The following is a 20,300-nucleotide window of genomic DNA, read 5'->3' on the forward strand; positions in this document are numbered from 1 at the left end:
GACCCTCACAGCGGCAGCCGCCTGCCGAGAATCGCGAACGGACGGTTGTCGCCCGCGAACACGAAATTCCGGACCACGTCGGTGAATCCCTGCCTGCGGTACAGCCGCCATGCGCGATTGTCCTCGCCGGTGACCTCGGGCGTCGACAGCAGCACGGCGCGCTCGGTGCGGTCGCGCAGCAGCCGTTCCAGCAGTGTGCCGCCGATGCCGCGACCCTGCGCGGCGGGATGCACATGCAGCTCGGTGAGCTCGAAGTAGTCCGACAGCAATTCGCGCGCGGAGTGTTCCGGCCAGCCCGAGCGCCGCATCCCGCTGTGCACCTGCTGGTGCCACCACTGGTGGGCGGCGCCGCGATAGCCGTAGGCGATCGCCACGATCGGCGCGTGGCGCAGATCGATCCGGCCGGAGTCGTCGGGCAGCACCGCGGCGACCGCCTGCCAGCCGGGCCGGGTGGTGTGCTCGGTCCACATCGGCGCGCGATGGTTCTCGGTCCCGCGCGGATAGTCCATGGCGGCCACGTAGACCGCCAGCGCGTCGTGCAGCCGGGAGCGCAGAGCCGCCACCGAGAGATCGATGACGGCGGGTGCGGGAGTGTGATTGGGCTTGACGGCGGTCATGGCTCTCGTCGGTCGCGCGGACGCGGAAGTTTGTCGGTGGGCGTCTCTATATTGAAGCTCAATTCAAACGTTCGAATACCTGTTCGGTCCGGGTGGTGCTGGAAAGCGGTGGGGGACCCCGCCTCCAGTACGGGATACGGGCCAAGGTACGCGATGGTGGAGGGACGGCGATGTGATGTCTGGTCGAGTGGAACATCCGGGCCGGCCCGGCCGGGCCGGCAAGTTGCTGGAGCGCGCGGACGGGTTGCTCATGCAGGCGGCGGGGGAGCGGGATCCGCGGGAGCGGTTCCGCACCGCCTACCTCGCCGCGCTGCGCGGCGCGGGCGCGGTGATCGCGCTCACGGGCGCCGATGCCGCCCCCCGGGCGCGCTCGCGCAACGCGTGGGTGCTGATGCAGCGCGCCGCGCCGGAATTCGTGATGTGGGCCGACTACTTCAGCGCCCGCTCGGAGACCCGGGCGGCGCTGGAGGCGGGGCTGGACCGGAATGTCGACGAACACGAGGCGGACGAGTTCTCTTCGCGGGTGGCGGCATTCCTCCATGACGTGGAAGACCTCCTCGCGGCGTCGGCTCGGTTGCGGCCCGCCCCGGGAGTGACCGGCGGCATGACCGCTTGATTATCGGCCTGAAGACGGACTACGTCCGACTGCGCACATAAGGCGTACCTCCGCCTTCGCTGCGGCCGTGCGCGTTCTGAGGACGGACTACGTCCGACTGCGCACATAAGGTGGTCTGGCCCTGATCGAACTCGTATCATTGGTGACAGATGGCCGCCAAGGTCGGCTATCTGTCGCCTACCCGGAGGCGACAGCCACGTCCTAGTGCCGGGGGAGGTACCGTGCCACTCTCCGAGCACGAGCAGCGCATGCTCGAACAGATCGAGAGCGCTCTCTATGCTGAGGATCCCAAGTTCGCCTCATCCGTCCGCGGCGGACGGCTACGTTCGACCTCGAGTCGTCGCAGACTCCAGGCCGCGGCGTTGTTCGTCCTCGGCCTCTTTCTCCTCGTCGCGGGCATCGCCGCGCCCGTGAAGCCCGGCGGCTTCCCGATCATCAGCCTGATCGGATTCATCGTGATGTTCGGCGCCGGTGTACTCCTGTTGCTCGGCACCTCGAAGAACACCGCCAAGAACGATCGGTCCGGCGCTCAAGCGCCCTCCGGTTCGGGCGGGCGGGGCCGGCAGCGGAAATCGGGCGGTTTCTCCGAGCGCATGGAGGATCGCTTCCGGCGGCGGTTCGAGCAGGAATAGCTCGCCCGTAGCCTGACAACTTCAGTAGAACCGGCGACGCCGCACCGCGATGGTGCGGCGTCGCCGGTTCGCGTGTGTGTCCGATCGCCGCACGGATGATCTTCGAACCGGACTTCCCCTTTCCCCCACACCTCCCCACAGACTTCCCCCACCGCGCCCCCTCTCCGGGTGCATCAGAGCGTTTGCTGGGTGTTTTCGGGCGTTTGTCCCGGGGGGTGGCGCGTGTCGGCAGAACTCGCGAAAGTTCTCCACGGCGGTGATAGCTGGGGTGACCTGCGTAATCGTCTGGGTCGGGAGCCAGATCACCGCCTGTTTCGATTGAAAGTGGGGGAAAGTGGGGTAATGTGGAGCGCGCAGTACTGAAGGGCCGACCATCGAGGTGATCGTTAGGGAGGTATCGAGTTGTTTCTCGGTACCTATACACCTCGCTTGGACGACAAAGGGCGACTCACGTTGCCTGCGAAGTTTCGAGACGATCTGGCGGGAGGGTTGATGGTCACGAAGGGGCAGGACCACAGCCTTGCCGTGTACCCGAAAGAGGAGTTCACCGCGCTCGCCCGGCGTGCCGCGGCCGCGTCTCGAAGCAACCCGCAGGCCCGTGCTTTCGTCCGGGCACTCGCGGCCGGAACGGACGAGCAACGTCCGGACGCGCAGGGCCGGATCGTGTTGTCCGCCGATCATCGTCGCTACGCCAACCTGCAAAGGGATTGCGTGGTGATCGGTTCGGTCGACTTCCTGGAGATTTGGGACAAGCAGGCGTGGGAGTCCTACCTCGCCGAGCACGAGGAGGACTTTTCGCAAGCCAGAGACGAGTCGCTGGGCGGAATCTTCTAGCCGCGGGCGCACGAGTGCCACGCGGTCTCTGCCCGGACGCGGACCCTGACGTACTTCCCCGACGCCAGGTGCCGGAGTTCGGTCAGAGACCCCGGGGCATTCGTAATCCGTATCGAAAGCACTCTGTATCAAGGCGACCCGTGTGGCGGTGCGCGACGACGCGAGGCAGGACTCCGGGAGGTCGAGGTGAACCGTGAACAGCGCGGTCCCCGCCATGTTCCGGTTCTGCTCGAGCGAGCCGACGCGCTGCTCGGTCCGGCCTTGGCCGAGCCCGGCGCGGTCTACGTCGACGCGACGCTCGGTCTCGGTGGTCACGCCGAGCACTTCCTGAGCACCTACCCGGACATCCACCTGGTCGGTCTCGACCGCGACACCACTGCCTTGAAGCTGGCCGGTGAGCGGCTCGCGCCGTTCGCGGATCGAATCACGCTGGTGCACACCCGCTATGACGGTATCTCCGACGCGCTGTCCGAGGCAGGCCTGTCCGCCACTGGTTCGGTCTCGGCGATCCTGATGGACCTCGGGGTCTCCTCGATGCAGCTGGACGAGGCCGATCGCGGCTTCGCCTACTCCGTGGACGCCCCGCTGGACATGCGGATGGACCCGACCAGCGGACTCACCGCCGCCGACGTGCTGAACACCTACAGCCACGGCGACCTGGCCCGGGTGCTGAAGACCTACGGCGAGGAACGCTTCGCAGGCCGGATCGCCTCCGAGGTGATCCGCCGCCGCCGGATCAAACCGTTCAGTACAAGCGCGGAGCTGGTGGAGCTGCTGTACGCCACGATCCCCGCCGCGACACGCCGCACCGGCGGGCATCCTGCCAAGCGCACATTCCAAGCGCTGCGGGTGGAGGTCAACGGGGAACTCGACTCGTTGCGAGCCGCGCTGCCCGCCGCACTCGCCGCGCTGCGCGTGGGCGGCCGCATCGTCGTCATGTCCTACCAGTCACTGGAGGACAAGGTGGTCAAGCACGAGTTCGTCGCGCACACCGCGTCGAGGACACCGGTGGACCTGCCGGTCGAGCTCCCCGGCATGGGACCGGAGTTCCGGATGCTGACCCGCGGAGCGGAGAAGGCGACCGAGCAGGAGATCGAAGACAACCCGCGGGCGGCGCCGGTACGCATGCGCGCCGCCGAGCGGATCCAGGAGGCGCGGTGATCGAGCAGTGCCCGGCGCCGCGTCGCGCCGGTCGGGTGCGGATGTCCCGCAGCGATGTCGGAGGCCGGATGAGACAGCGGCGCGCTGTGCTGATCCGGCGTCCCGGGAGGACACAGGAGGGGAATCGATGAGCGTGCGGACGCGGACCGTCGAAGCGCCGAGCCGGGTCGCCCGGCGGGTTCAGGATGCCGAGCGGGTGAAATCCGGCGCGGCGCAGCGCGCCTACGCGAAGCGGCGCATGCGCGCCGAAACCGGTTCGGACACCACGTTTCTGCCCACCGTGCGGCGCTCGGCGATGGCCGCGCGCATTCCGTTCGTCACGGCCATCCTCGTTCTGCTCGGCTGCGGCCTCGCGCTCACCTTGCTGCTGACCACCCGTGCCGCCGAGGACAGCTATCAGCTCGGTGACGCGCGGGCGACGAATCGGCGGCTGGCCGACGAGCGCGCGGCGCTGCAGCGCGAGGTCGAGGTCGCCGATTCGGCCCCGGAACTGGCGCTGCGCGCGCGGGAGCTGGGGATGATCCCCGCCAAGGACCCGGCCCGCCTGTTGATCGGGCCGGACGGCTCGGTCACGGTGATCGGCAAGCCCACCCCGGCCGAGGGCACTCCGGTGCCGCCGCTGAACGCCGGGCCTTCGGCGCGCTCGCCGCAGGGGGAGCGGGTGGTACCGGTCACCACCACGCCCGGTGCCCCGGTGCCGGGCCGTCCGAACAGCGGGCCGCAGAACAACGCTCAGGTGAACGCGGCGCCCGCGCCGGCAGGCCCGGTCCCGACGTCGTCCGCGGCGGCCGTCACGCCGCAGCCCGAACCGACCGCGGCGCCGCAGGCCGCTGCGCCCCAGCCGCCCGCGGAAGCGGCTTCGCCGCAGCCGGAAGCAGCGCCCGCGCCGGAGCCGGCGCCCGACGGAGTGCCGCAGTGACGCATCCCAGGCCCGCGCCGCGCCGGCGACGTGGGCCTGCGGCGCCGCGCGCCGCGGGCAGGCAGCGGCCCTCGACCAAAGCTGTCCCGGACGGTCCGCTCCGGTTGCGTCTCGGCGTCGGCCGGGTGGTCATGCTCGTCGCGCTCGCGGTGGTCACGATGCAATTGCTGTGGGTGCAGAGCATCGCCGCGCCTGGACTGTCCGCCCAGGCGGCCAGCCAGCGCACCACCCATCAGCCCGACCCGGCGATCCGCGGGCCGATCAACGACCGCAACGGCAAGGCGCTGGCCTTCACCGTCTCGGCCAAAGCCCTGCACTTCCGGCCGGTCGCCGTCCGCAAGGAGCTGGCGGACGCCAAGGCCAAAAGCGACAAGGCGCCCGATCCGGCCCAGCGGTTGCGCGACATCGCGCGCACCATCCACGAGAAACTCGGCAAAGACGCGCCCGCGGAAGCGGACCTGCTCGCGAAGCTGAACAGCGACGAGCAATTCGTATTCCTCGCCCAGAACGTGGATCCCCGGATCGCGGACGAGATCACCGAGAAGTTCCCGCAAGTGGGCGCCGACCAGCAGAGCCCGCGGGTGTATCCCGGCGGGTCGCTGGCGGCGAACGTCGTCGGCGCCGTCGGCTGGGACGGTCACGGGCAGGTCGGGCTCGAGTCCTCGCTGGACTCGGCGCTGGCCGGCACGGACGGATCACACACCTACGATCGCGGTTCCGACGGCGCGGTCATCCCCGGCAGCTGGCGTGACGAACAGCCCGCGGTCAACGGGTCCGCCGTCGAACTCACCCTGGACTCGGATCTGCAGTACTACGTGCAGCAGCAGGTGCAGCAGGCCAAGGACGTGTCCGGCGCGGGTTCCGCTTCGGCCGTCGTCTTGGACGCCAAGACCGGGCAGGTCCTGGCGATGGCCAACGACAACACCTTCAACCCCGGCCTCGGCCCGCAGAAGTGGGCAAATGCCCAGCTGAGCAACCCGTCGGTGACGGACGTGTTCGAGCCGGGCTCGGTGAACAAGATCGTCACGGCCGCCGCGGCCATCGAATACGGCCTGACCGATCCGGACGAGGTGCATCAGGTGCCCGGCGCCATCCAGATGGCGGGCGTCACCGTGCACGACGCCTGGGCGCACGGCGTCGAGCCCTATACGACCACGGGCATTTTCGGCAGGTCTTCCAATGTGGGCACGCTGATGCTCGCGCAGCGCGTGGGCGAGGACCACTTCGCCGACATGGCGCATCGGTTCGGGCTCGGCCAGCGCACCGGCATCGGCCTGCCGGGCGAGAGCGCGGGCCTGATGCCCGACCGCGATCAGTGGTCCGGTGGTACCTTCGCGAATCTCCCGATCGGGCAGGGCCTTTCGATGACAACGCTGCAGATGGCCGGCATGTACCAGGCGATAGCCAACGACGGCGTCCGCATCCCGCCCCGGATCGTGCGCGCGAAGATCGCGCCGGACGGCACCCGGAGCGAGGAGACCCAGCCGGACGGCGTGCGGGTGGTGAGCAAGCAGACCGCCGCCACGTTGCGGACGATGTTCCAGGCGGTGGTGCAGCGTGACCCGATGAACGCCAACCAGAACGGCACCGGATGGCCCGCGGCCATCACCGGCTACCAGGTGGCGGGCAAGACCGGGACCGCGCAGAAGGTGGACCGGAATTGCCGGTGCTACTCCACGTCGTCGTTCTGGATCACGTTCGCGGGCATGGTCCCCGCGGACAATCCGCGGTACGTGATCGGGCTCATGCTCGACGCGCCCGTCCGCAGTTCCGACGGCTCCGGCGGCGGTTCGGTCGCTCCGCTGTTCCACAACATCGCCTCCTGGGCGTTGCAGCGCGACCGTATTCCGCCGTCCGCGCAGCCGTCCAGGCAATTCGTCCTGCAGGCGGGGTGATCGAGCTTTCCGGGCCGGTGTGACCGGGGTGTGCGAGCGGTAGCGAAGAGATCGGATCCGTGCGGAGGAAACAGCAGGTGAGTGCGGTGTTCGAGGAGCGAGGGCACGCGGCGGACCGCCGTGTGCGCCGCGTCCTCACCCGGTGGCGTCCGGGCGCCGCGTGGCGCGGTCCGGACCGGGTGGGCGAGCCCGTAGGGTGCGGTGGGCGACCTCCCCGGGTTTGCGATGGGGCGCATGGTCCCGCCGTGACCGGTCGCCGGTAACCTGACACGTCGATCACCGCCCCCGAAAGGAGCCTGGTTTCTGTGCAGTCCGGTCAACCGCGCGCATTGCGGCCAGAGCATTCGCCGTCAACGCCGCTGGCGTCGCTGGCCGCCGTCATCGGGGCCGCGACGAGCCCCGAATCGGCTGTACACGGTGTGTCGGTCACCGGCATCGAGCAGCGCTCGGATGCGGTGCTCCCCGGTGACCTGTTCGCCGCGCTGCCCGGCGCCCGCGCGCACGGCGCGCGTTTCGCGCGGGATGCGGTCGCCCAGGGCGCGGTCGCGGTGCTGACCGACGCGGCGGGCGCGGAGCTGGCGGGGCCGCTCGGGGTGCCGGTGCTGGTGCGGGAGAACCCCAGGGCCGTACTCGGCGAGCTGTCGGCGACGATCTACGGCAATCCGTCCGAGCGGTTGCGCATCGTCGGGATCACCGGGACCTCGGGCAAGACCACCACCTCCTATCTGGTGGAGGCGGGTCTGGCCGCCGCGGGGCTGTCCACCGCGCTGATCGGCACCATCGAGACCAGGATCGGCGGCAGGCGGGTGCCAAGCGCGCTGACCACCCCCGAGGCGCCGCAGTTGCACGCGATGTTCGCACTGATGGTCGAGCAGGGCGTGGACGCGGTGGTGATGGAGGTGTCCAGCCACGCGCTGACGCTGGGCCGGGTGGACGGGGTGCGTTTCGCGGTGGGCGCGTTCACCAACCTGTCCCAGGACCACCTCGACTTCCACGCCGACTTCGAGGACTACTTCGCCGCCAAACGTAAGCTGTTCGAACCGGATTCGCCGGTCGCGGCGCGCACCGCCGTGGTCTGCGTGGACGACGAGTGGGGGCGGCGGCTGGCCGCCGGTCTGGCGAACCCCGTCACCGTCTCGACCACCCGCACCGCAGCCTGGAGCGTCACCGGGGCGGTGTCGGCGCACGGCGGCGAACAAGACTTCACCGCGGCGGGTCCGCAGGGGGAAATTCCCGTGCGCCTGCGGCTTCCCGGCCACTACAACGTCGCCAACGGCCTGCTCGCGGTGGCGGTGTGCGCCGCGGCGGGCGTCGAGCCGTCGGTCGCGGCGCCCGCGTTGGCGACCGTGGACGTGCCCGGCCGGATGCAGCGGGTGGAGCGCGGGCAGGACTTCCTGGCGATCGTCGACTACGCGCACAAGCCCGCGGCGCTGGAGTCCGTGATCGCCACGCTGCGCGGGCATCTCGCGGCGGATACCGCGGGACGGCTCGCGGTGGTGGTCGGCGCGGGCGGCGATCGGGACGCGGCGAAGCGGCCGCTGATGGGCGCCGCGGGCGCGCGCGGCGCCGACCTGCTGATCGTCACCGACGACAACCCGCGCACCGAGGACCCGGCGGCCATCCGCGCCGCCGTGCGCTCCGGTGCGCTGGAGGTCCCGGCGGCCGAACGCGGCGAGGTGCGGGAGATCGGTGACCGGGCGGAAGCCATCGCGGCCGCGGTGGCATGGGCGCGCCCCGGTGACGCGGTGCTGATCGCGGGCAAGGGACATGAGGCAGGGCAGGAGATCCAGGGCGTGAAGCACCCGTTCGACGACCGCGATGTACTCGCGGCCGTCTTGGAAAGACGCAGTCCGCAAGGAAACCACGCGGAGGACTTGACGGTTTCATGATCGAGATGACACTGCGGGACATCGCGGACGTCGTCGGCGGCACGCTGCACGACGTCGCAGACCCGGAGGTGCGAGTGACCGGTGCGGTCGAATTCGATTCGCGTCGAATCGGTTCCGGGGATCTGTTCCTGGCGCTGCCGGGCGAGCGCTCCGACGGCCACGACTACGCGGAGGCGGCGATCGCCGCGGGCGCGGTGGCGGTGCTTGCGGCGCGGCCGGTGGGCGTGCCGGCCATCGTCGTCACTCCCGCCCGCGGCGCCGTGCCGTCGAGTTCGGTTGCGCTCAGCCATGATTCGGATGGTTCCGGTGCCGCCGTGCTGACCGCCCTCGCCGCGCTGGCCCGCGCCAGCGTGTCGCGTCTGGCCGCCGAGGGCGGACTCACCGTCGTGGGCGTCACCGGCTCGTCCGGCAAGACCTCCACCAAGGACCTGCTGGCCGCCGTCCTGGCGCCGCTGGGCACGGTGGTGGCGCCGCCGGGTTCGTTCAACAACGAACTCGGCCACCCGTGGACCGCGTTGCGTGCCGACGCGGGCACCCGTTTCCTGGTGCTCGAGCTGTCCGCGCGCGGGCCGGGGCACATCGCCGCGCTGGCCGAGGTGGCGCCACCGAGCATCGGGGTGGTGCTCAACGTCGGCACCGCGCATCTGGGCGAGTTCGGCAGCCGCGAGGCGATCGCGAAGACCAAGGGCGAGCTGGTCGAGGCGTTGCCGCCGACCGGGCTGGCAGTGCTCAACGCCGACGATCCGCAGGTCGCCGCGATGGCCTCGCGCACGTCGGCGCGGGTGGTGACCGTCGGCCAGGCCGCGAACGCCCAGGTGCGGGCCACCGGCATCCGGCTCGACGACCAGGCTAGGGCCGAGTTCACCGTGCACACGCCCGTGGGCAGCGCCCCGGTGCGCCTGGCCGTGCACGGCGAGCACCAGGTGGGCAACGCGCTGTCGGCGATCGCGGTCGCGCTGGAATGCGGCGCGGACCTCGACACCGTCACCGCGGCGCTGTCCGGTGCGCGCGCCGCGTCCGCCCGCCGGATGGACGTGCGGACCACCGCGGACGGGATCACGGTGGTCAACGACTCCTACAACGCCAATCCGGATTCGGTCCGCGCCGCGCTCAAAGCGCTGGTGAGCATGGCCCGCGCGGCAGGCACGCCGCGGCGCAGCTGGGCGGTGCTCGGCGAGATGGCCGAGCTCGGCGAGGAATCCGTCATCGAGCACGACGCCATCGGACGGCTCGCGGTGCGGCTGGACGTCAGCCGGGTGGTCGTCGTCGGCACCGGAAGGCCCGCCCGCGCGCTGCACCAAGGCGCGGTGATGGAAGGGTCCTGGGGTGAGGAATCGATCCTCGTACCCGACATCGAGGCGGCGATCGCACTGCTGGACAAGGAAGTCGCCCCCGGCGACGTGGTGCTGGTCAAGGCATCGAAGTCGGTCGGCCTCTGGGAGGTCGCCGAGCATCTGACCGACCCGGGCGCTGTGACCGCACGCGGCGGCACGGCGAACAACGGGGCGGGACAGGACACGGAGGCAGCAGGATGAGACAGATTCTCTTCGCCGCGGCGATCGCGCTGACGGTCTCGATCCTGCTGACGCCGCTGCTCATCCGCTTGTTCGCCAAGCAGGGCTTCGGGCAGGAGATCCGGGTCGACGGTCCCGCCAGCCACCAGGCCAAGCGCGGCACCCCGACGATGGGCGGCGTCGCCATCCTGGTCGGCATGTGGGCCGGCTACCTCGGCTCCCATCTGATCGGCATCGGCTACGACGCCGATGGGCCGTCGGCGTCGGCGTTGCTGGTGCTCGGCCTGGCCACGGCGCTCGGCGCGGTGGGTTTCGTCGACGACTTCATCAAGATCCGCAAGCAACGCAACCTTGGTCTGACCGCGGCGGGCAAGTATCTCGGCCAGCTGTCCGCGGCCGTGATCTTCGGTATTCTCGCCTTGCAGTTCCGCGGCGGGAGCGGGCTGACCCCCGCCAGCAGGCACCTGTCCTACGTGCGCGACATCAGCACGGTGACCATGGGCGTGGTCGTGTTCCTGGTCTTCGTCTGCTTCGTGGTCGTCGCCTGGTCGAACGCGGTGAACCTCACCGACGGACTCGACGGGCTGGCCGCCGGATCGATGAGCCTGGTGCTGGGCGGCTACGTGATCATCACGTTCTGGCAGTACTACCACGCCTGCGAGACCAAGCCCGAGACCGGCTGCTACAACGTGCGCGATCCGCTGGACCTCGCCCTGGTCTGCGCCGCGGGCGCGGCGGCGTGCGTCGGCTTCCTGTGGTGGAACGCCGCCCCCGCCAAGATCTTCATGGGCGACACCGGTTCGCTCGCGCTCGGCGGCCTGCTGGCGGGCCTGTCCATCACCACCCGCACCGAGCTGCTGATGATCGTGATCGGCGCGCTGTTCGTCGCCGAGACCGCCTCGGTGGTGTTGCAGGTCGCGGTCTTCCGCACGACGCGCAACCGGTTGTTCAAGATGGCGCCGTTCCACCATCACTTCGAGCTCAGCAAATGGGCCGAGACGACGGTGATCATCAGGTTCTGGCTGCTGGCCGCGATGGCCTCCGCGGTCGGGCTCGGGCTGTTCTACAGCGAATACCTCTCCGCGGTCGGGTGAACGAGATGGTCGAACATTCTCCGCGGGCCCTGCGCTCACCCGGGCCCATGCTGGAATTCCTACGCGGCCGTGACGTCCTGGTCGCGGGCTGGGGAGTCTCGGGACGCTCGCTGGTCGAACCGCTGCGCGACATCGGCGCGCGCCCGGTGGTCACCGACGCCGGCGCCGCCGCCTTGGACGAGGCGGCCGGGCTCGGGCTGGACGTGGCCACCGCCGCGGAGCTGGAGAACACCGACTGGAGCCGGTTCGCGCTGGTGATCACCAGCCCGGGCTGGCGGCCGGACTCGCCGGTGCTGGCCTCCGCCGTGTCCGAGGGCACGCCGGTGTGGGGTGACGTGGAGTTCGCCTGGTGGGTCGACCAGGCCAGGATCTACGGCCCGGTGCGCAAATGGCTGGTCGTCACCGGCACCAACGGCAAGACCACCACGACCCAGATGACCCACGCCATCCTGCGCGCCGCCGGTATCGCCAGCGTCGCCTGCGGCAACATCGGCCTTCCCATCCTGGACGCGTTGCGGCGCAACCCCGGTCCGCAGGTGCTCGCGGTCGAGCTTTCGTCGTTCCAGCTGCACTGGGCGCCGTCGGTGCGCCCGGAGGCGGGCGTGGTGCTCAACGTGGCCGAGGATCACCTGGATTGGCACGGCGGCCTGGACGCCTACGCCGCCGCCAAGGCCAGGGCGCTGGTCGGCCGGGTCGGTGTGGTCGGCCTGGACGATCCGGTCGCGGCCTCGCTGGCTCGCAAGTCCAAGGCGCGCCGGACCGTCGGTTTCCGGGTCGGGGTGCCCGCCGACGGCGAACTCGGCGTGGTGGACGGCAAGCTGCTCGACCGCGCGTTCACCAAGGCCGCGATCCTGGCCGAGGTGGGCGACATCAGCCCGCCCGGTCCCGCCGGCGTCGCCGACGCACTCGCCGCCTCCGCGCTGACCCGGGCGATCGACGTCGCGCCGCAATTCGTCCGGGAAGGCTTGATCGAGCACAAGGTCGGCCCGCACCGTGCCGCGTTCGTGCGCGAGCTGGGTGGCGTCGAGTTCGTCGACGACTCGAAGGCCACCAATCCGCATGCCGCGCGCTGCTCGGTCCTGGCGCATCCGCAGGTGGTCTGGGTGGCAGGCGGCCAGCTGAAGGGCGCGCACGTCGATGATCTCGTCGAGGAGGTCGCCGACCGCCTGGTCGCGGCCGTGCTGATCGGCGCCGACGCGCCGGTGATCGCGGCCGCGTTGGCGCGACACGCCCCCGAGGTCCCGGTGGTCGAGCTGATCGCGGGAGACGATGCAGGGATGGGTGACGAAGCGTCGAGAACCGCCGCGGCCGACGCCGTCATGGCGCGCGCCGTGCGAGCGGCCGCCGGGTTCGCCCGCCGCGGCGACACCGTGCTGCTGGCTCCGGCCGCCGCGTCGCTGGACATGTTCGCCGACTACACGCATCGGGGTCGCAGCTTCGCCGCGGCGGTGCACACCCTGGAAGAACGTGACCTGGGCACCACCGACATCGGAGGTTTGCGGTGACCGCCGACCGGGGCGGGTGTGATCCGGACGCCCACTCCGGTCGGTCGAAACACCTTCGCGGACCGGCGGGCCCACCGCCGCATCGCTTTCGGCGCCGAGATATCCCGACGCCGCTCCGGTTACGACCGAGGGTGAACCAGGGGGCGCATGGTGGGTAGAGGTAGCGGCACGCGGTCGACAGCGAAAGCGGGTACCCAGAAGACCGGCGCGCAGCCACAACGGAGCCGGGCGTCGGGTATGGGGCCCGCGGCGTGGCTGGCACGCCCGCTCGCGTCGTTCCATCTCGTCGTTACCATCGCGACACTGCTGACGGCCCTGGGACTCGTCATGGTCCTGTCGGCGTCCGGAGTCGTGGAATACGCGGAAGGCGGGTCGGCGTACTCGCTGTTCATCCAGCAGACCCTGTTCGCGGCGATCGGCGCCGTCCTGTTCTATCTGGCCCTGCGGGTTCCGCTGCGCCTGTTACGCCAAGCGTCGTTCCCGCTGTTCGCGATGTCGGTGCTGGCGCTGGTGCTCGTCCTCGTTCCCGGTATCGGCACCCGCGTGCAGGGCGCCCGCCGGTGGCTGATCCTCGGCCCGGTCTCGGTGCAGCCGTCCGAAGTCGTGAAGGTGACGCTGATCGTCTGGGGCGCTCACCTGCTGGTCTCCCGGCGCGCGATCGGTTCGGGTCTGCGCGACCTCCTGGTTCCGCTCGTCCCGGCGGGTGTGCTGGTGTGTCTGCTGATCGTGGTCCAGCCGAACCTCAGCACCACGGTCGCGGTCGGGATCATCCTCGGCGCCCTGCTGTGGTTCGGCGGCCTACCGGTCCGGTTGTTCGTGACGATCGCGGTCTCCGGCGTCGTGGCCGCGGGCGTGCTCGCGATGTCCGCCGGATACCGGTCGAATCGGGTCCGGTCCTTCTTCAACCCGGGTTCCGATCCGCAAGGCGACAATTACCAAGCCCGGCAAGCGCTGTATTCCCTGGCCGACGGGGGGATCTGGGGCAGAGGGCTTGGGCAGAGCCGGGCCAAGTGGAGCTACTTGCCGAACGCGCACAACGACTTCATCTTCGCGATCATCGGCGAAGAACTGGGCTTCCTCGGCTGCGCGCTGGTGCTCGGACTGTTCGCCTTGTTCGTCTACACGGGCCTGCGCATCGCCAGCCGGTCGGCGGATCCATTCCTGCAACTGCTGACCGCCGCCGCGACGACGTGGATCGCCGGGCAAGCCATGATCAACATCGGGTACGTGGTGGGTCTGCTGCCGGTCACCGGACTGCAGCTGCCGCTGGTGTCGGCCGGTGGCTCATCGCTCGCGATCACCCTGCTCATGTTCGGGCTCATCGCCAACGCCGCTCGACACGAGCCGGAGGCCGTCGCGGCGCTGCACGCCGGACAGGACGGTCGTTTCAGTAGGCTGTTGCGGTTGCCCAAACCCGAGGTGTACGCACCGGCCCGGGCGAGTTCGGCCCGCCGCGGCCGGGCGCCAAGGCAGGCCGACCGCGGACCGTCCGCGCTTCCGCGGGGGCGGGGCGGGCGGTACAGCGCGGAACCGCCGCGGCGCCGCTCGCCGGAGAGCCGCGGCACCAGCTCGGCGCGCGCCACCAGGGCTTGGGAACCCAGTTATCCGGTCAATCACGCAAGAGAACGGGGAAGATCTAGGTGATCTCGGTAATCGTCGCGGGCGGCGGCACGGCGGGCCACATCGAACCGGCACTGGCGGTGGCGGACGCGTTGCGGCGGCTCGACGATTCGATCCGGGTGACGGCACTGGGCACCGAACGCGGTTTGGAGACCCGCTTGGTCCCCGAGCGCGGCTATCCGCTCGAGCTCATCCCTCCGGTCCCGCTGCCGCGTAAGCCCACCGCCGATCTGCTGCGGTTGCCCGGCCGGGTACGCGCCTCGGTGGCCGCGACCCGGGCGGTCATCGACGCGGTCGAGGCCGACGTGATCATCGGATTCGGCGGCTACGTGGCGCTGCCGGCGTATCTCGCCGCTGGCGCGGGCGTGCTGCGCCGCAGGCGGCCGGTTCCGGTGGTGGTGCACGAGGCGAACGCCAAGGCCGGTATCGCGAACAAGGTCGGCGCCCGCCGCGCCGCGCGGGTGCTGGCGGCGGTCCCGGACTCGGGTCTGCCGAACGCGCGCGTGGTGGGCATCCCCGTGCGGGAATCGATCACCGGATTGGACCGCGCCGCATTGCGAGCCGAGGCGCGGGCGCACTTCGGCCTGCCGGCCGAAGGACCGGTGCTGCTGGTCTTCGGCGGTTCGCAGGGCGCGCGAACCCTGAACGAGGCGGTCTCCGGCGCCGCGCCCCAACTGGCCGCCGCGGGTATCTCGGTGCTGCACGCGCACGGCCCCAAGAACACGCTCGAGGTGGACGATTCCGCCGGTGCGGACGGTGTCCGGTACGCGGCGGTGCCATACCTGTCCCGGATGGACCTCGCCTATGCCGCCGCCGACGCGGTGGTCTGCCGATCGGGCGCGATGACCGTCGCGGAGGTCTCCGCGGTGGGGCTGCCCGCGTTCTACGTGCCGCTGCCGCATGGCAACGGGGAGCAGGAACTCAACGCTCGGCCCGTGGTGCGCCAGGGCGGTGGCAGAATTGTCCCCGATTCCGAGTTGACGCCGAAGTACGTGATCGATGAGGTGATACCGCTGCTCATGGACCCCGCACGGCTGATCGAGATGGGCCGGGCCGCCGCAGGCGCCGGGCACCGCGACGCCGCCGACGAGGTGGCGCGGATCGCGATGGAGGTGGCGCGCCGATGAGCGACACCACCGCCGACCATGCCGCGCCGGACGCCGTCACCGAACGCACAGGGCTGCCCCCGGAGCTGGAACGCGTGCACATGGTCGGCATCGGCGGGGCCGGGATGTCCGGCATCGCGCGGATCCTGCTCGCCCGCGGCGGCGCGGTGTCGGGATCGGACGCCAAGGAGAGCCGTGGCGTGCTCGCGCTACGCGCGCGGGGCGCGCAGGTGCGGATCGGGCACGACGCCACCGCCTTGGACCTGCTACCCGGCGGCCCGACCGCCGTGGTCACCACGTACGCGGCCATTCCCAAGACCAATCCGGAACTGGTCGAGGCCAACCGGCGCGAGATCCCGGTGCTGCTGCGCCCGACCGTGCTGGCGTCGCTGATGCGAGGGCATCGCACCCTGCTCGTCTCCGGCACGCACGGCAAGACCTCCACCACCTCGATGCTCATCGTGTCGTTGCAGCACTGCGGGGTCGACCCGTCGTTCGCGGTGGGCGGTGAGCTGAACGAGGCGGGCACCAACGCCCACCACGGCACCGGCGACATCTTCGTGGCCGAGGCCGACGAGAGCGACGGCTCGCTGCTGCAATACGACCCGGACGTCGCCGTGGTCACCAACATCGAGTCCGATCACCTGGACTTCTTCGGCTCCGACGAGGCCTACGTTCAGGTCTTCGACGACTTCGCCGACCGGCTCGCCGCGGGCGGCCTGCTGGTGGTGTGCCTGGACGATCCCGGCTCGCGGGCGCTGGCCGAGCGGGTCGGCGAGCGCTTGGCCGAGCGGAACGTCCAGGTCCTCGGCTACGGCTCCGGCGACCTCGCGGACGCGCCGGTCGCGGTGGGCGCCCGGCTGCACAGCTGGGAGCCGCGCGACGTCGGCGGCGTCGCGCAGTTCCAGCTCGCCGACGAGGCCGCGCCGCGCGCGCTGCGCCTGGCGGTGCCGGGCAGGCACATGGCGCTCAACGCGCTCGGCGCCCTGCTCGGCGCCCGGGCCGCCGGCGCCGAGGTGGGGGAGATCATCCAGGGACTGGAGGGGTTCGGGGGTGTGCATCGACGGTTCCAGTTCGCCGGGCGGGAGAAGGGCGTGCGGGTGTTCGACGACTACGCCCATCACCCCACCGAGGTGCGCGCGGTGCTCGGCGCCGCCGCCGAACTGGTCCAGCAGGAGGCGCGCGACGGCGCCCGGTCCAGGCAGGGCCGGGTGATCGTGGTCTTCCAGCCGCATCTCTACAGCCGGACCGCGACCTTCGCGCAGGACTTCGGCGCCGCGCTCAGCCTGGCCGACGAGGTCGTCGTGCTCGACGTCTACGGCGCGCGGGAGAAGCCGCTGCCCGGCGTGAACGGTGCGCTGGTCGCGCAGTCGGTGACGAAGCCGGTGCACTACCAGCCGGATATGTCGCGGGTCGGGCGCCAAGTCGCGGGGCTGGCGTTGCCGGGCGACGTGGTGATCACCATGGGCGCCGGTGACGTCACGATGCTGGGCAGCCAGATTCTCGACGGATTACGGGCGCGTCCCCAGCACGGACGGTGACCCGGCGTGCGCGGGGTCGACTCGGCGCGCGCGGCCGGGCGCCGCGCGGGTGATCGGTTCGGCGAGATCGAATGGCGCCGAATTCGCCTGTGGGGATTGCTGAGCGTGTGCGTTCTTGCAGTGCTCTGTGTCATCGCCTGGTTCACCCCGGCGCTCTCGGTACGCACCGTGCGGATCGAGGGGGCGGTGGCGGTCCCCGAGCAACAGGTGCGGGATCTGCTCGAAATTCCCTCCGGCCGCTCGATGCTGCGAATCGACACCAATGCCGTCGCCCGGCGGGTGGTGAGCATTCCGAAGGTGCGCTCGGCACGGGTGCAACGGATATTTCCGTCCACCGTCCGAGTGACCGTGGTCGAGCGCGCCGCGGTGTTGTACTACGACAGCCCGCAAGGCGCGCACCTACTGGACGCCGACGGCGTCGAATTCGCGGTCGAGCCCGCGCCGATCGGCGTGCCGAAGTTGGTCACCGGTCATCCCGGCGGCGCCGACCCGGTGACCGGGGTGGCGGTCGCGATACTCGCCATCGTGCCGCCTGCGCTGGCAGTTCAGGTGAGCGAGGTTGCGGCCCGGTCCATTTCGGATATTTCGCTGAATCTGAAGGACGGCCGCACGGTACTCTGGGGCGGGAGCAACGACGCCGAGCGAAAGGCGGCGGTGGTGTTGCCGTTGTTGACGCGCCCCGGAACGGTGTTCGATGTGTCGAGTCCCAATCTGGTCACGGTAAAGTGATCCACACCCATTGCGCCCAGGTAATTTTCAGCGGTCCGGAAGTGGTTCCGGCGCCGAGAAGGGGGCCGGGGGGCAACCGTTCACCATACGACGTGTGGAGCGGCGAGACGAGTGGGATCACGCAAGATTCTGGCTCTCGTTTCGGCGCGCCTGCGCGCGTATCGCGTCGGCTGCGAATAGCGTTCCGCAACAGTCGGATACTTGACATAACGCTAACCCTATGGTTGAGCTTTAGAGTTTGCCCGAGCCGCGGTTCGTTCTTCGGAGCGACCCGACCTCCGGACCGGGCCCACAAAGCGGTGTGCCGAGAATCCGGAAACGACAGGCTTTAGATCGAAGGAAGGCGAGAGCCCATGACGCCCCCGCACAACTACCTTGCGGTGATCAAGGTCGTCGGTATCGGCGGCGGCGGTGTGAATGCCGTCAACCGGATGATCGAGCAAGGACTCAAAGGTGTCGAGTTCATCGCGGTCAACACCGACGCCCAGGCCCTGCTGATGAGTGATGCCGACGTCAAGCTCGACGTCGGCCGTGAACTGACCCGCGGCCTCGGCGCGGGCGCGGACCCCGAGGTCGGCCGCAAGGCCGCCGAGGACCACAAGGACGAGATCGAAGAGGTGCTCAAGGGCGCCGACATGGTCTTCGTGACCGCGGGCGAGGGCGGTGGCACCGGCACCGGTGGCGCCCCGGTCGTCGCGCAGATCGCCCGTAAGCTCGGCGCGCTGACCATCGGCGTGGTCACCCGTCCGTTCTCCTTCGAGGGCAAGCGGCGCGGAAACCAGGCCGAGGTCGGCATCAACCTGCTGCGCGAGTCGTGCGACACGTTGATCGTCATCCCGAACGACCGGCTGCTCCAGCTCGGCGACGCGGCGGTGAGCCTGATGGACGCGTTCCGTTCCGCGGACGAGGTGCTACTCAACGGTGTGCAGGGCATCACCGACCTGATCACCACCCCCGGTCTGATCAACGTCGACTTCGCCGACGTCAAGAGCGTGATGTCCGGCGCGGGCAGCGCGCTGATGGGAATCGGTTCGGCGCGTGGCGAGGGCCGCTCGGTGAAAGCGGCCGAATCAGCGATCAATTCGCCGCTGCTGGAAGCGTCCATGGACGGTGCGCACGGCGTGCTGCTGTCGATCGCGGGCGGATCCGACCTCGGTCTGTTCGAGATCAACGAGGCGGCGTCGCTCGTGCAGGAGGCCGCGCACATCGAGGCCAACATCATCTTCGGCACGGTGATCGACGATTCGCTCGGAGACGAGGTGCGAGTCACCGTGATCGCGGCGGGCTTCGACGGGGGCGGGCCGGCCCGGCGCACCTTCGAGAATCCCGGCCGCAGCACGATCGGCACGGCGCGCTCGGGCGAGATCGGGCAGAGCCGCACCAGTGAGATCGCGGCGCGCAGCAGCGACAGCACACCGACTACCTCCGGCGCGACCGCCGCGGGCCGCGGCACGCTGCCGAGCTACCGGGACACCGAACGGCAGCGCACGCTGGGTGAGCCGACGGTGACGAGCAACACGCGCTCGCACATCACGCCGCCGGATGCCGGCGACGATGACGACGACGTGGATGTGCCGTCGTTCATGCGGAGGGGCTGAGCGCTGGAGTGTGGTTCCGGCGCAGGCCGGGACCGACCGCGCGGAGCGATCCCGGCCCGGGCCGGGACGTCTCGGCGGGACACCGGGGGTGGTGTCCCGGAGTTCGACTGTCGATCAGTGCTTTCGGGGGAAGGCCGGCGTGGGGGCCGGCCGGGCGGGACCGGGCGCCGGGGCGCCCGATGCGACGCGATTGCCACCGCCCGGGGGAATATTCGCTCTCTACCTGGACATTTCGACGCCCGTCGCCGAGCGCAACTACGCTCGTCGCCATGACTATCGCGCCGACCATCACTGTCCGACGGGTCACCACGACCAGGGCCGGAGGCTTCTCGGCGCCACCTTACGACTCGTTCAATCTGGGCGACCACGTCGGCGACGATCCGGCGGCCGTGCGGCGCAATCGCGATCGGCTGGCCGATGGCATCGGCCTGCCGCCGGAGCGCCTGGTCTGGATGGAACAGATCCACGGCCGCACCGTGGAGATCGTCGACGGCCCCCGCCCCGAACCGGTCCCCGCCACCGACGCGCTCGTGACCACCGTGCCCGGACTCGCGCTGGTCGTGCTCACCGCCGACTGCGTGCCCGTTCTGTTGTCCGACGACGAGGCGGGCGTGATCGCCGCGGTGCACGCGGGGCGGATCGGCGCTCGCATCGGCATCGTGCCGCGCGTGCTCGAGGCGATGGTGTCGGCCGGTGCGCGCCTGGACCGGGTGGGAGCTTTTCTCGGGCCCGCGGCCTCCGGCCGTCAGTACGAGGTTCCCGCCGCCATGCGCGCCGACGTCGAAGCGCATCTGCCCGGCAGCGCGACCACCACGGTCCGCGGTACCCCCGGCCTGGATCTGCGCGCGGGTATCTCCCGGCAGCTCACCGAGGCGGGCGTGGGCGCGATCGCGGTCGACCCGCGCTGCACCATCGAGGACCGCACCTTGTTCAGTCATCGCCGTGGCGCGCCGACCGGCCGGATCGCTGGTGTGATCTGGATGGAGACCGGCGCATGAGCGCGCGTGACGCCCGCGCGGTCCCGGAGCCG

General features: G+C 70.5%; 17 protein-coding genes. 16 read left to right on the forward strand and 1 reads right to left on the reverse strand.

The genetic code is table 11. The features are described from left to right. Positions 1-5 precede the first annotated feature (5 nt). Positions 6-617: a GNAT family N-acetyltransferase gene (locus tag ACZ6DL_RS35215; protein ID WP_062977533.1), complete on the reverse strand. Its 612-nt coding sequence runs from the start codon at positions 615-617 to the stop codon at positions 6-8. A gap of 175 nt (positions 618-792) precedes the next feature. On the opposite strand from ACZ6DL_RS35215, the gene ACZ6DL_RS35220 reads away from it, so the two are divergent. The 16 genes from ACZ6DL_RS35220 to pgeF all read left to right on the forward strand — a co-directional run bounded on the left by ACZ6DL_RS35220 (position 793) and on the right by pgeF (position 20,268). Further along, positions 793-1,233, forward strand: coding sequence for an SAV_6107 family HEPN domain-containing protein (locus tag ACZ6DL_RS35220; RefSeq protein ID WP_466057745.1), 441 nt, complete (start codon positions 793-795; stop codon positions 1,231-1,233). Between the two features lie 221 nt (positions 1,234-1,454). Then, positions 1,455-1,865, forward strand: a complete 411-nt coding sequence (locus ACZ6DL_RS35225; RefSeq protein ID WP_466057788.1) for a DUF3040 domain-containing protein — start codon at positions 1,455-1,457, stop codon at positions 1,863-1,865. A 402-nt stretch (positions 1,866-2,267) separates the two neighbouring features. Then, complete coding sequence (gene mraZ / locus ACZ6DL_RS35230; protein ID WP_039797118.1) at positions 2,268-2,699, forward strand: division/cell wall cluster transcriptional repressor MraZ; 432 nt, start codon at positions 2,268-2,270, stop codon at positions 2,697-2,699. 186 nt (positions 2,700-2,885) lie between these two features. Then, positions 2,886-3,860 carry a 16S rRNA (cytosine(1402)-N(4))-methyltransferase RsmH gene (gene rsmH, locus ACZ6DL_RS35235; protein ID WP_466057747.1) on the forward strand — a complete coding sequence of 325 codons (975 nt, stop codon included), beginning with the start codon at positions 2,886-2,888 and terminating at the stop codon, positions 3,858-3,860. 127 nt (positions 3,861-3,987) lie between these two features. Continuing rightward, on the forward strand, positions 3,988-4,779 hold the full coding sequence (ftsL, locus tag ACZ6DL_RS35240) for a cell division protein FtsL (protein ID WP_466057749.1): 792 nt from the start codon (positions 3,988-3,990) through the stop codon (positions 4,777-4,779). After that, complete coding sequence (locus ACZ6DL_RS35245) at positions 4,776-6,674, forward strand: peptidoglycan D,D-transpeptidase FtsI family protein (RefSeq protein ID WP_466057751.1); 1,899 nt, start codon at positions 4,776-4,778, stop codon at positions 6,672-6,674. The genes ftsL and ACZ6DL_RS35245 overlap by 4 nt, the downstream gene beginning before the upstream one ends. 305 nt (positions 6,675-6,979) lie before the next feature. After that, positions 6,980-8,563 carry a UDP-N-acetylmuramoyl-L-alanyl-D-glutamate--2,6-diaminopimelate ligase gene (locus ACZ6DL_RS35250; protein WP_466057753.1) on the forward strand — a complete coding sequence of 528 codons (1,584 nt, stop codon included), beginning with the start codon at positions 6,980-6,982 and terminating at the stop codon, positions 8,561-8,563. Further along, positions 8,560-10,098 (forward strand): UDP-N-acetylmuramoyl-tripeptide--D-alanyl-D-alanine ligase, encoded by a 1,539-nt coding sequence (locus ACZ6DL_RS35255; RefSeq protein WP_466057755.1) that lies wholly within the window; start codon positions 8,560-8,562, stop codon positions 10,096-10,098. The genes ACZ6DL_RS35250 and ACZ6DL_RS35255 overlap by 4 nt, the downstream gene beginning before the upstream one ends. After that, the gene (gene mraY / locus ACZ6DL_RS35260) at positions 10,095-11,171 is read left to right on the forward strand and encodes a phospho-N-acetylmuramoyl-pentapeptide-transferase (RefSeq protein WP_062977371.1); all 1,077 of its coding nucleotides are present in this window, start codon (positions 10,095-10,097) and stop codon (positions 11,169-11,171) included. The genes ACZ6DL_RS35255 and mraY overlap by 4 nt, the downstream gene beginning before the upstream one ends. A gap of 47 nt (positions 11,172-11,218) precedes the next feature. Next, the gene (gene murD, locus ACZ6DL_RS35265) at positions 11,219-12,676 is read left to right on the forward strand and encodes a UDP-N-acetylmuramoyl-L-alanine--D-glutamate ligase (RefSeq protein WP_466057790.1); all 1,458 of its coding nucleotides are present in this window, start codon (positions 11,219-11,221) and stop codon (positions 12,674-12,676) included. A gap of 237 nt (positions 12,677-12,913) precedes the next feature. Continuing rightward, complete coding sequence (gene ftsW, locus ACZ6DL_RS35270; protein ID WP_466057757.1) at positions 12,914-14,320, forward strand: putative lipid II flippase FtsW; 1,407 nt, start codon at positions 12,914-12,916, stop codon at positions 14,318-14,320. Continuing rightward, complete coding sequence (murG, locus tag ACZ6DL_RS35275; protein WP_357041448.1) at positions 14,317-15,423, forward strand: undecaprenyldiphospho-muramoylpentapeptide beta-N-acetylglucosaminyltransferase; 1,107 nt, start codon at positions 14,317-14,319, stop codon at positions 15,421-15,423. Before ftsW ends, murG begins: the two co-directional genes overlap by 4 nt. Next, positions 15,420-16,943, forward strand: a complete 1,524-nt coding sequence (gene murC / locus ACZ6DL_RS35280) for a UDP-N-acetylmuramate--L-alanine ligase (protein WP_466057759.1) — start codon at positions 15,420-15,422, stop codon at positions 16,941-16,943. Before murG ends, murC begins: the two co-directional genes overlap by 4 nt. Before the next feature lie 6 nt (positions 16,944-16,949). After that, on the forward strand, positions 16,950-17,672 hold the full coding sequence (locus ACZ6DL_RS35285) for a cell division protein FtsQ/DivIB (protein WP_466057761.1): 723 nt from the start codon (positions 16,950-16,952) through the stop codon (positions 17,670-17,672). A gap of 353 nt (positions 17,673-18,025) precedes the next feature. Further along, on the forward strand, positions 18,026-19,270 hold the full coding sequence (gene ftsZ / locus ACZ6DL_RS35290; RefSeq protein ID WP_466057763.1) for a cell division protein FtsZ: 1,245 nt from the start codon (positions 18,026-18,028) through the stop codon (positions 19,268-19,270). A 269-nt stretch (positions 19,271-19,539) separates the two neighbouring features. Continuing rightward, positions 19,540-20,268: a peptidoglycan editing factor PgeF gene (pgeF, locus tag ACZ6DL_RS35295; protein ID WP_466057765.1), complete on the forward strand. Its 729-nt coding sequence runs from the start codon at positions 19,540-19,542 to the stop codon at positions 20,266-20,268. Positions 20,269-20,300 lie beyond the last annotated feature (32 nt).

The sequence above is a fragment of the Nocardia sp. NPDC041819 genome, assembly GCF_055590505.1.

What these genes read in the sequence shown, in the direction of transcription:
- ACZ6DL_RS35215 (WP_062977533.1), bottom strand. Translation starts at nt 617, where the DNA reads ATGACCGCCGTCAAGCCCAATCACACTCCCGCACCCGCCGTCATCGAT.
- ftsW (WP_466057757.1), top strand. Translation starts at nt 12,914, where the DNA reads ATGGGGCCCGCGGCGTGGCTGGCACGCCCGCTCGCGTCGTTCCATCTC.
- ACZ6DL_RS35255 (WP_466057755.1), top strand. Translation starts at nt 8,560, where the DNA reads ATGATCGAGATGACACTGCGGGACATCGCGGACGTCGTCGGCGGCACG.
- murC (WP_466057759.1), top strand. Translation starts at nt 15,420, where the DNA reads ATGAGCGACACCACCGCCGACCATGCCGCGCCGGACGCCGTCACCGAA.
- murD (WP_466057790.1), top strand. Translation starts at nt 11,219, where the DNA reads ATGCTGGAATTCCTACGCGGCCGTGACGTCCTGGTCGCGGGCTGGGGA.
- ACZ6DL_RS35220 (WP_466057745.1), top strand. Translation starts at nt 793, where the DNA reads ATGTCTGGTCGAGTGGAACATCCGGGCCGGCCCGGCCGGGCCGGCAAG.
- mraY (WP_062977371.1), top strand. Translation starts at nt 10,095, where the DNA reads ATGAGACAGATTCTCTTCGCCGCGGCGATCGCGCTGACGGTCTCGATC.
- pgeF (WP_466057765.1), top strand. Translation starts at nt 19,540, where the DNA reads ATGACTATCGCGCCGACCATCACTGTCCGACGGGTCACCACGACCAGG.
- ftsZ (WP_466057763.1), top strand. Translation starts at nt 18,026, where the DNA reads ATGACGCCCCCGCACAACTACCTTGCGGTGATCAAGGTCGTCGGTATC.
- ftsL (WP_466057749.1), top strand. Translation starts at nt 3,988, where the DNA reads ATGAGCGTGCGGACGCGGACCGTCGAAGCGCCGAGCCGGGTCGCCCGG.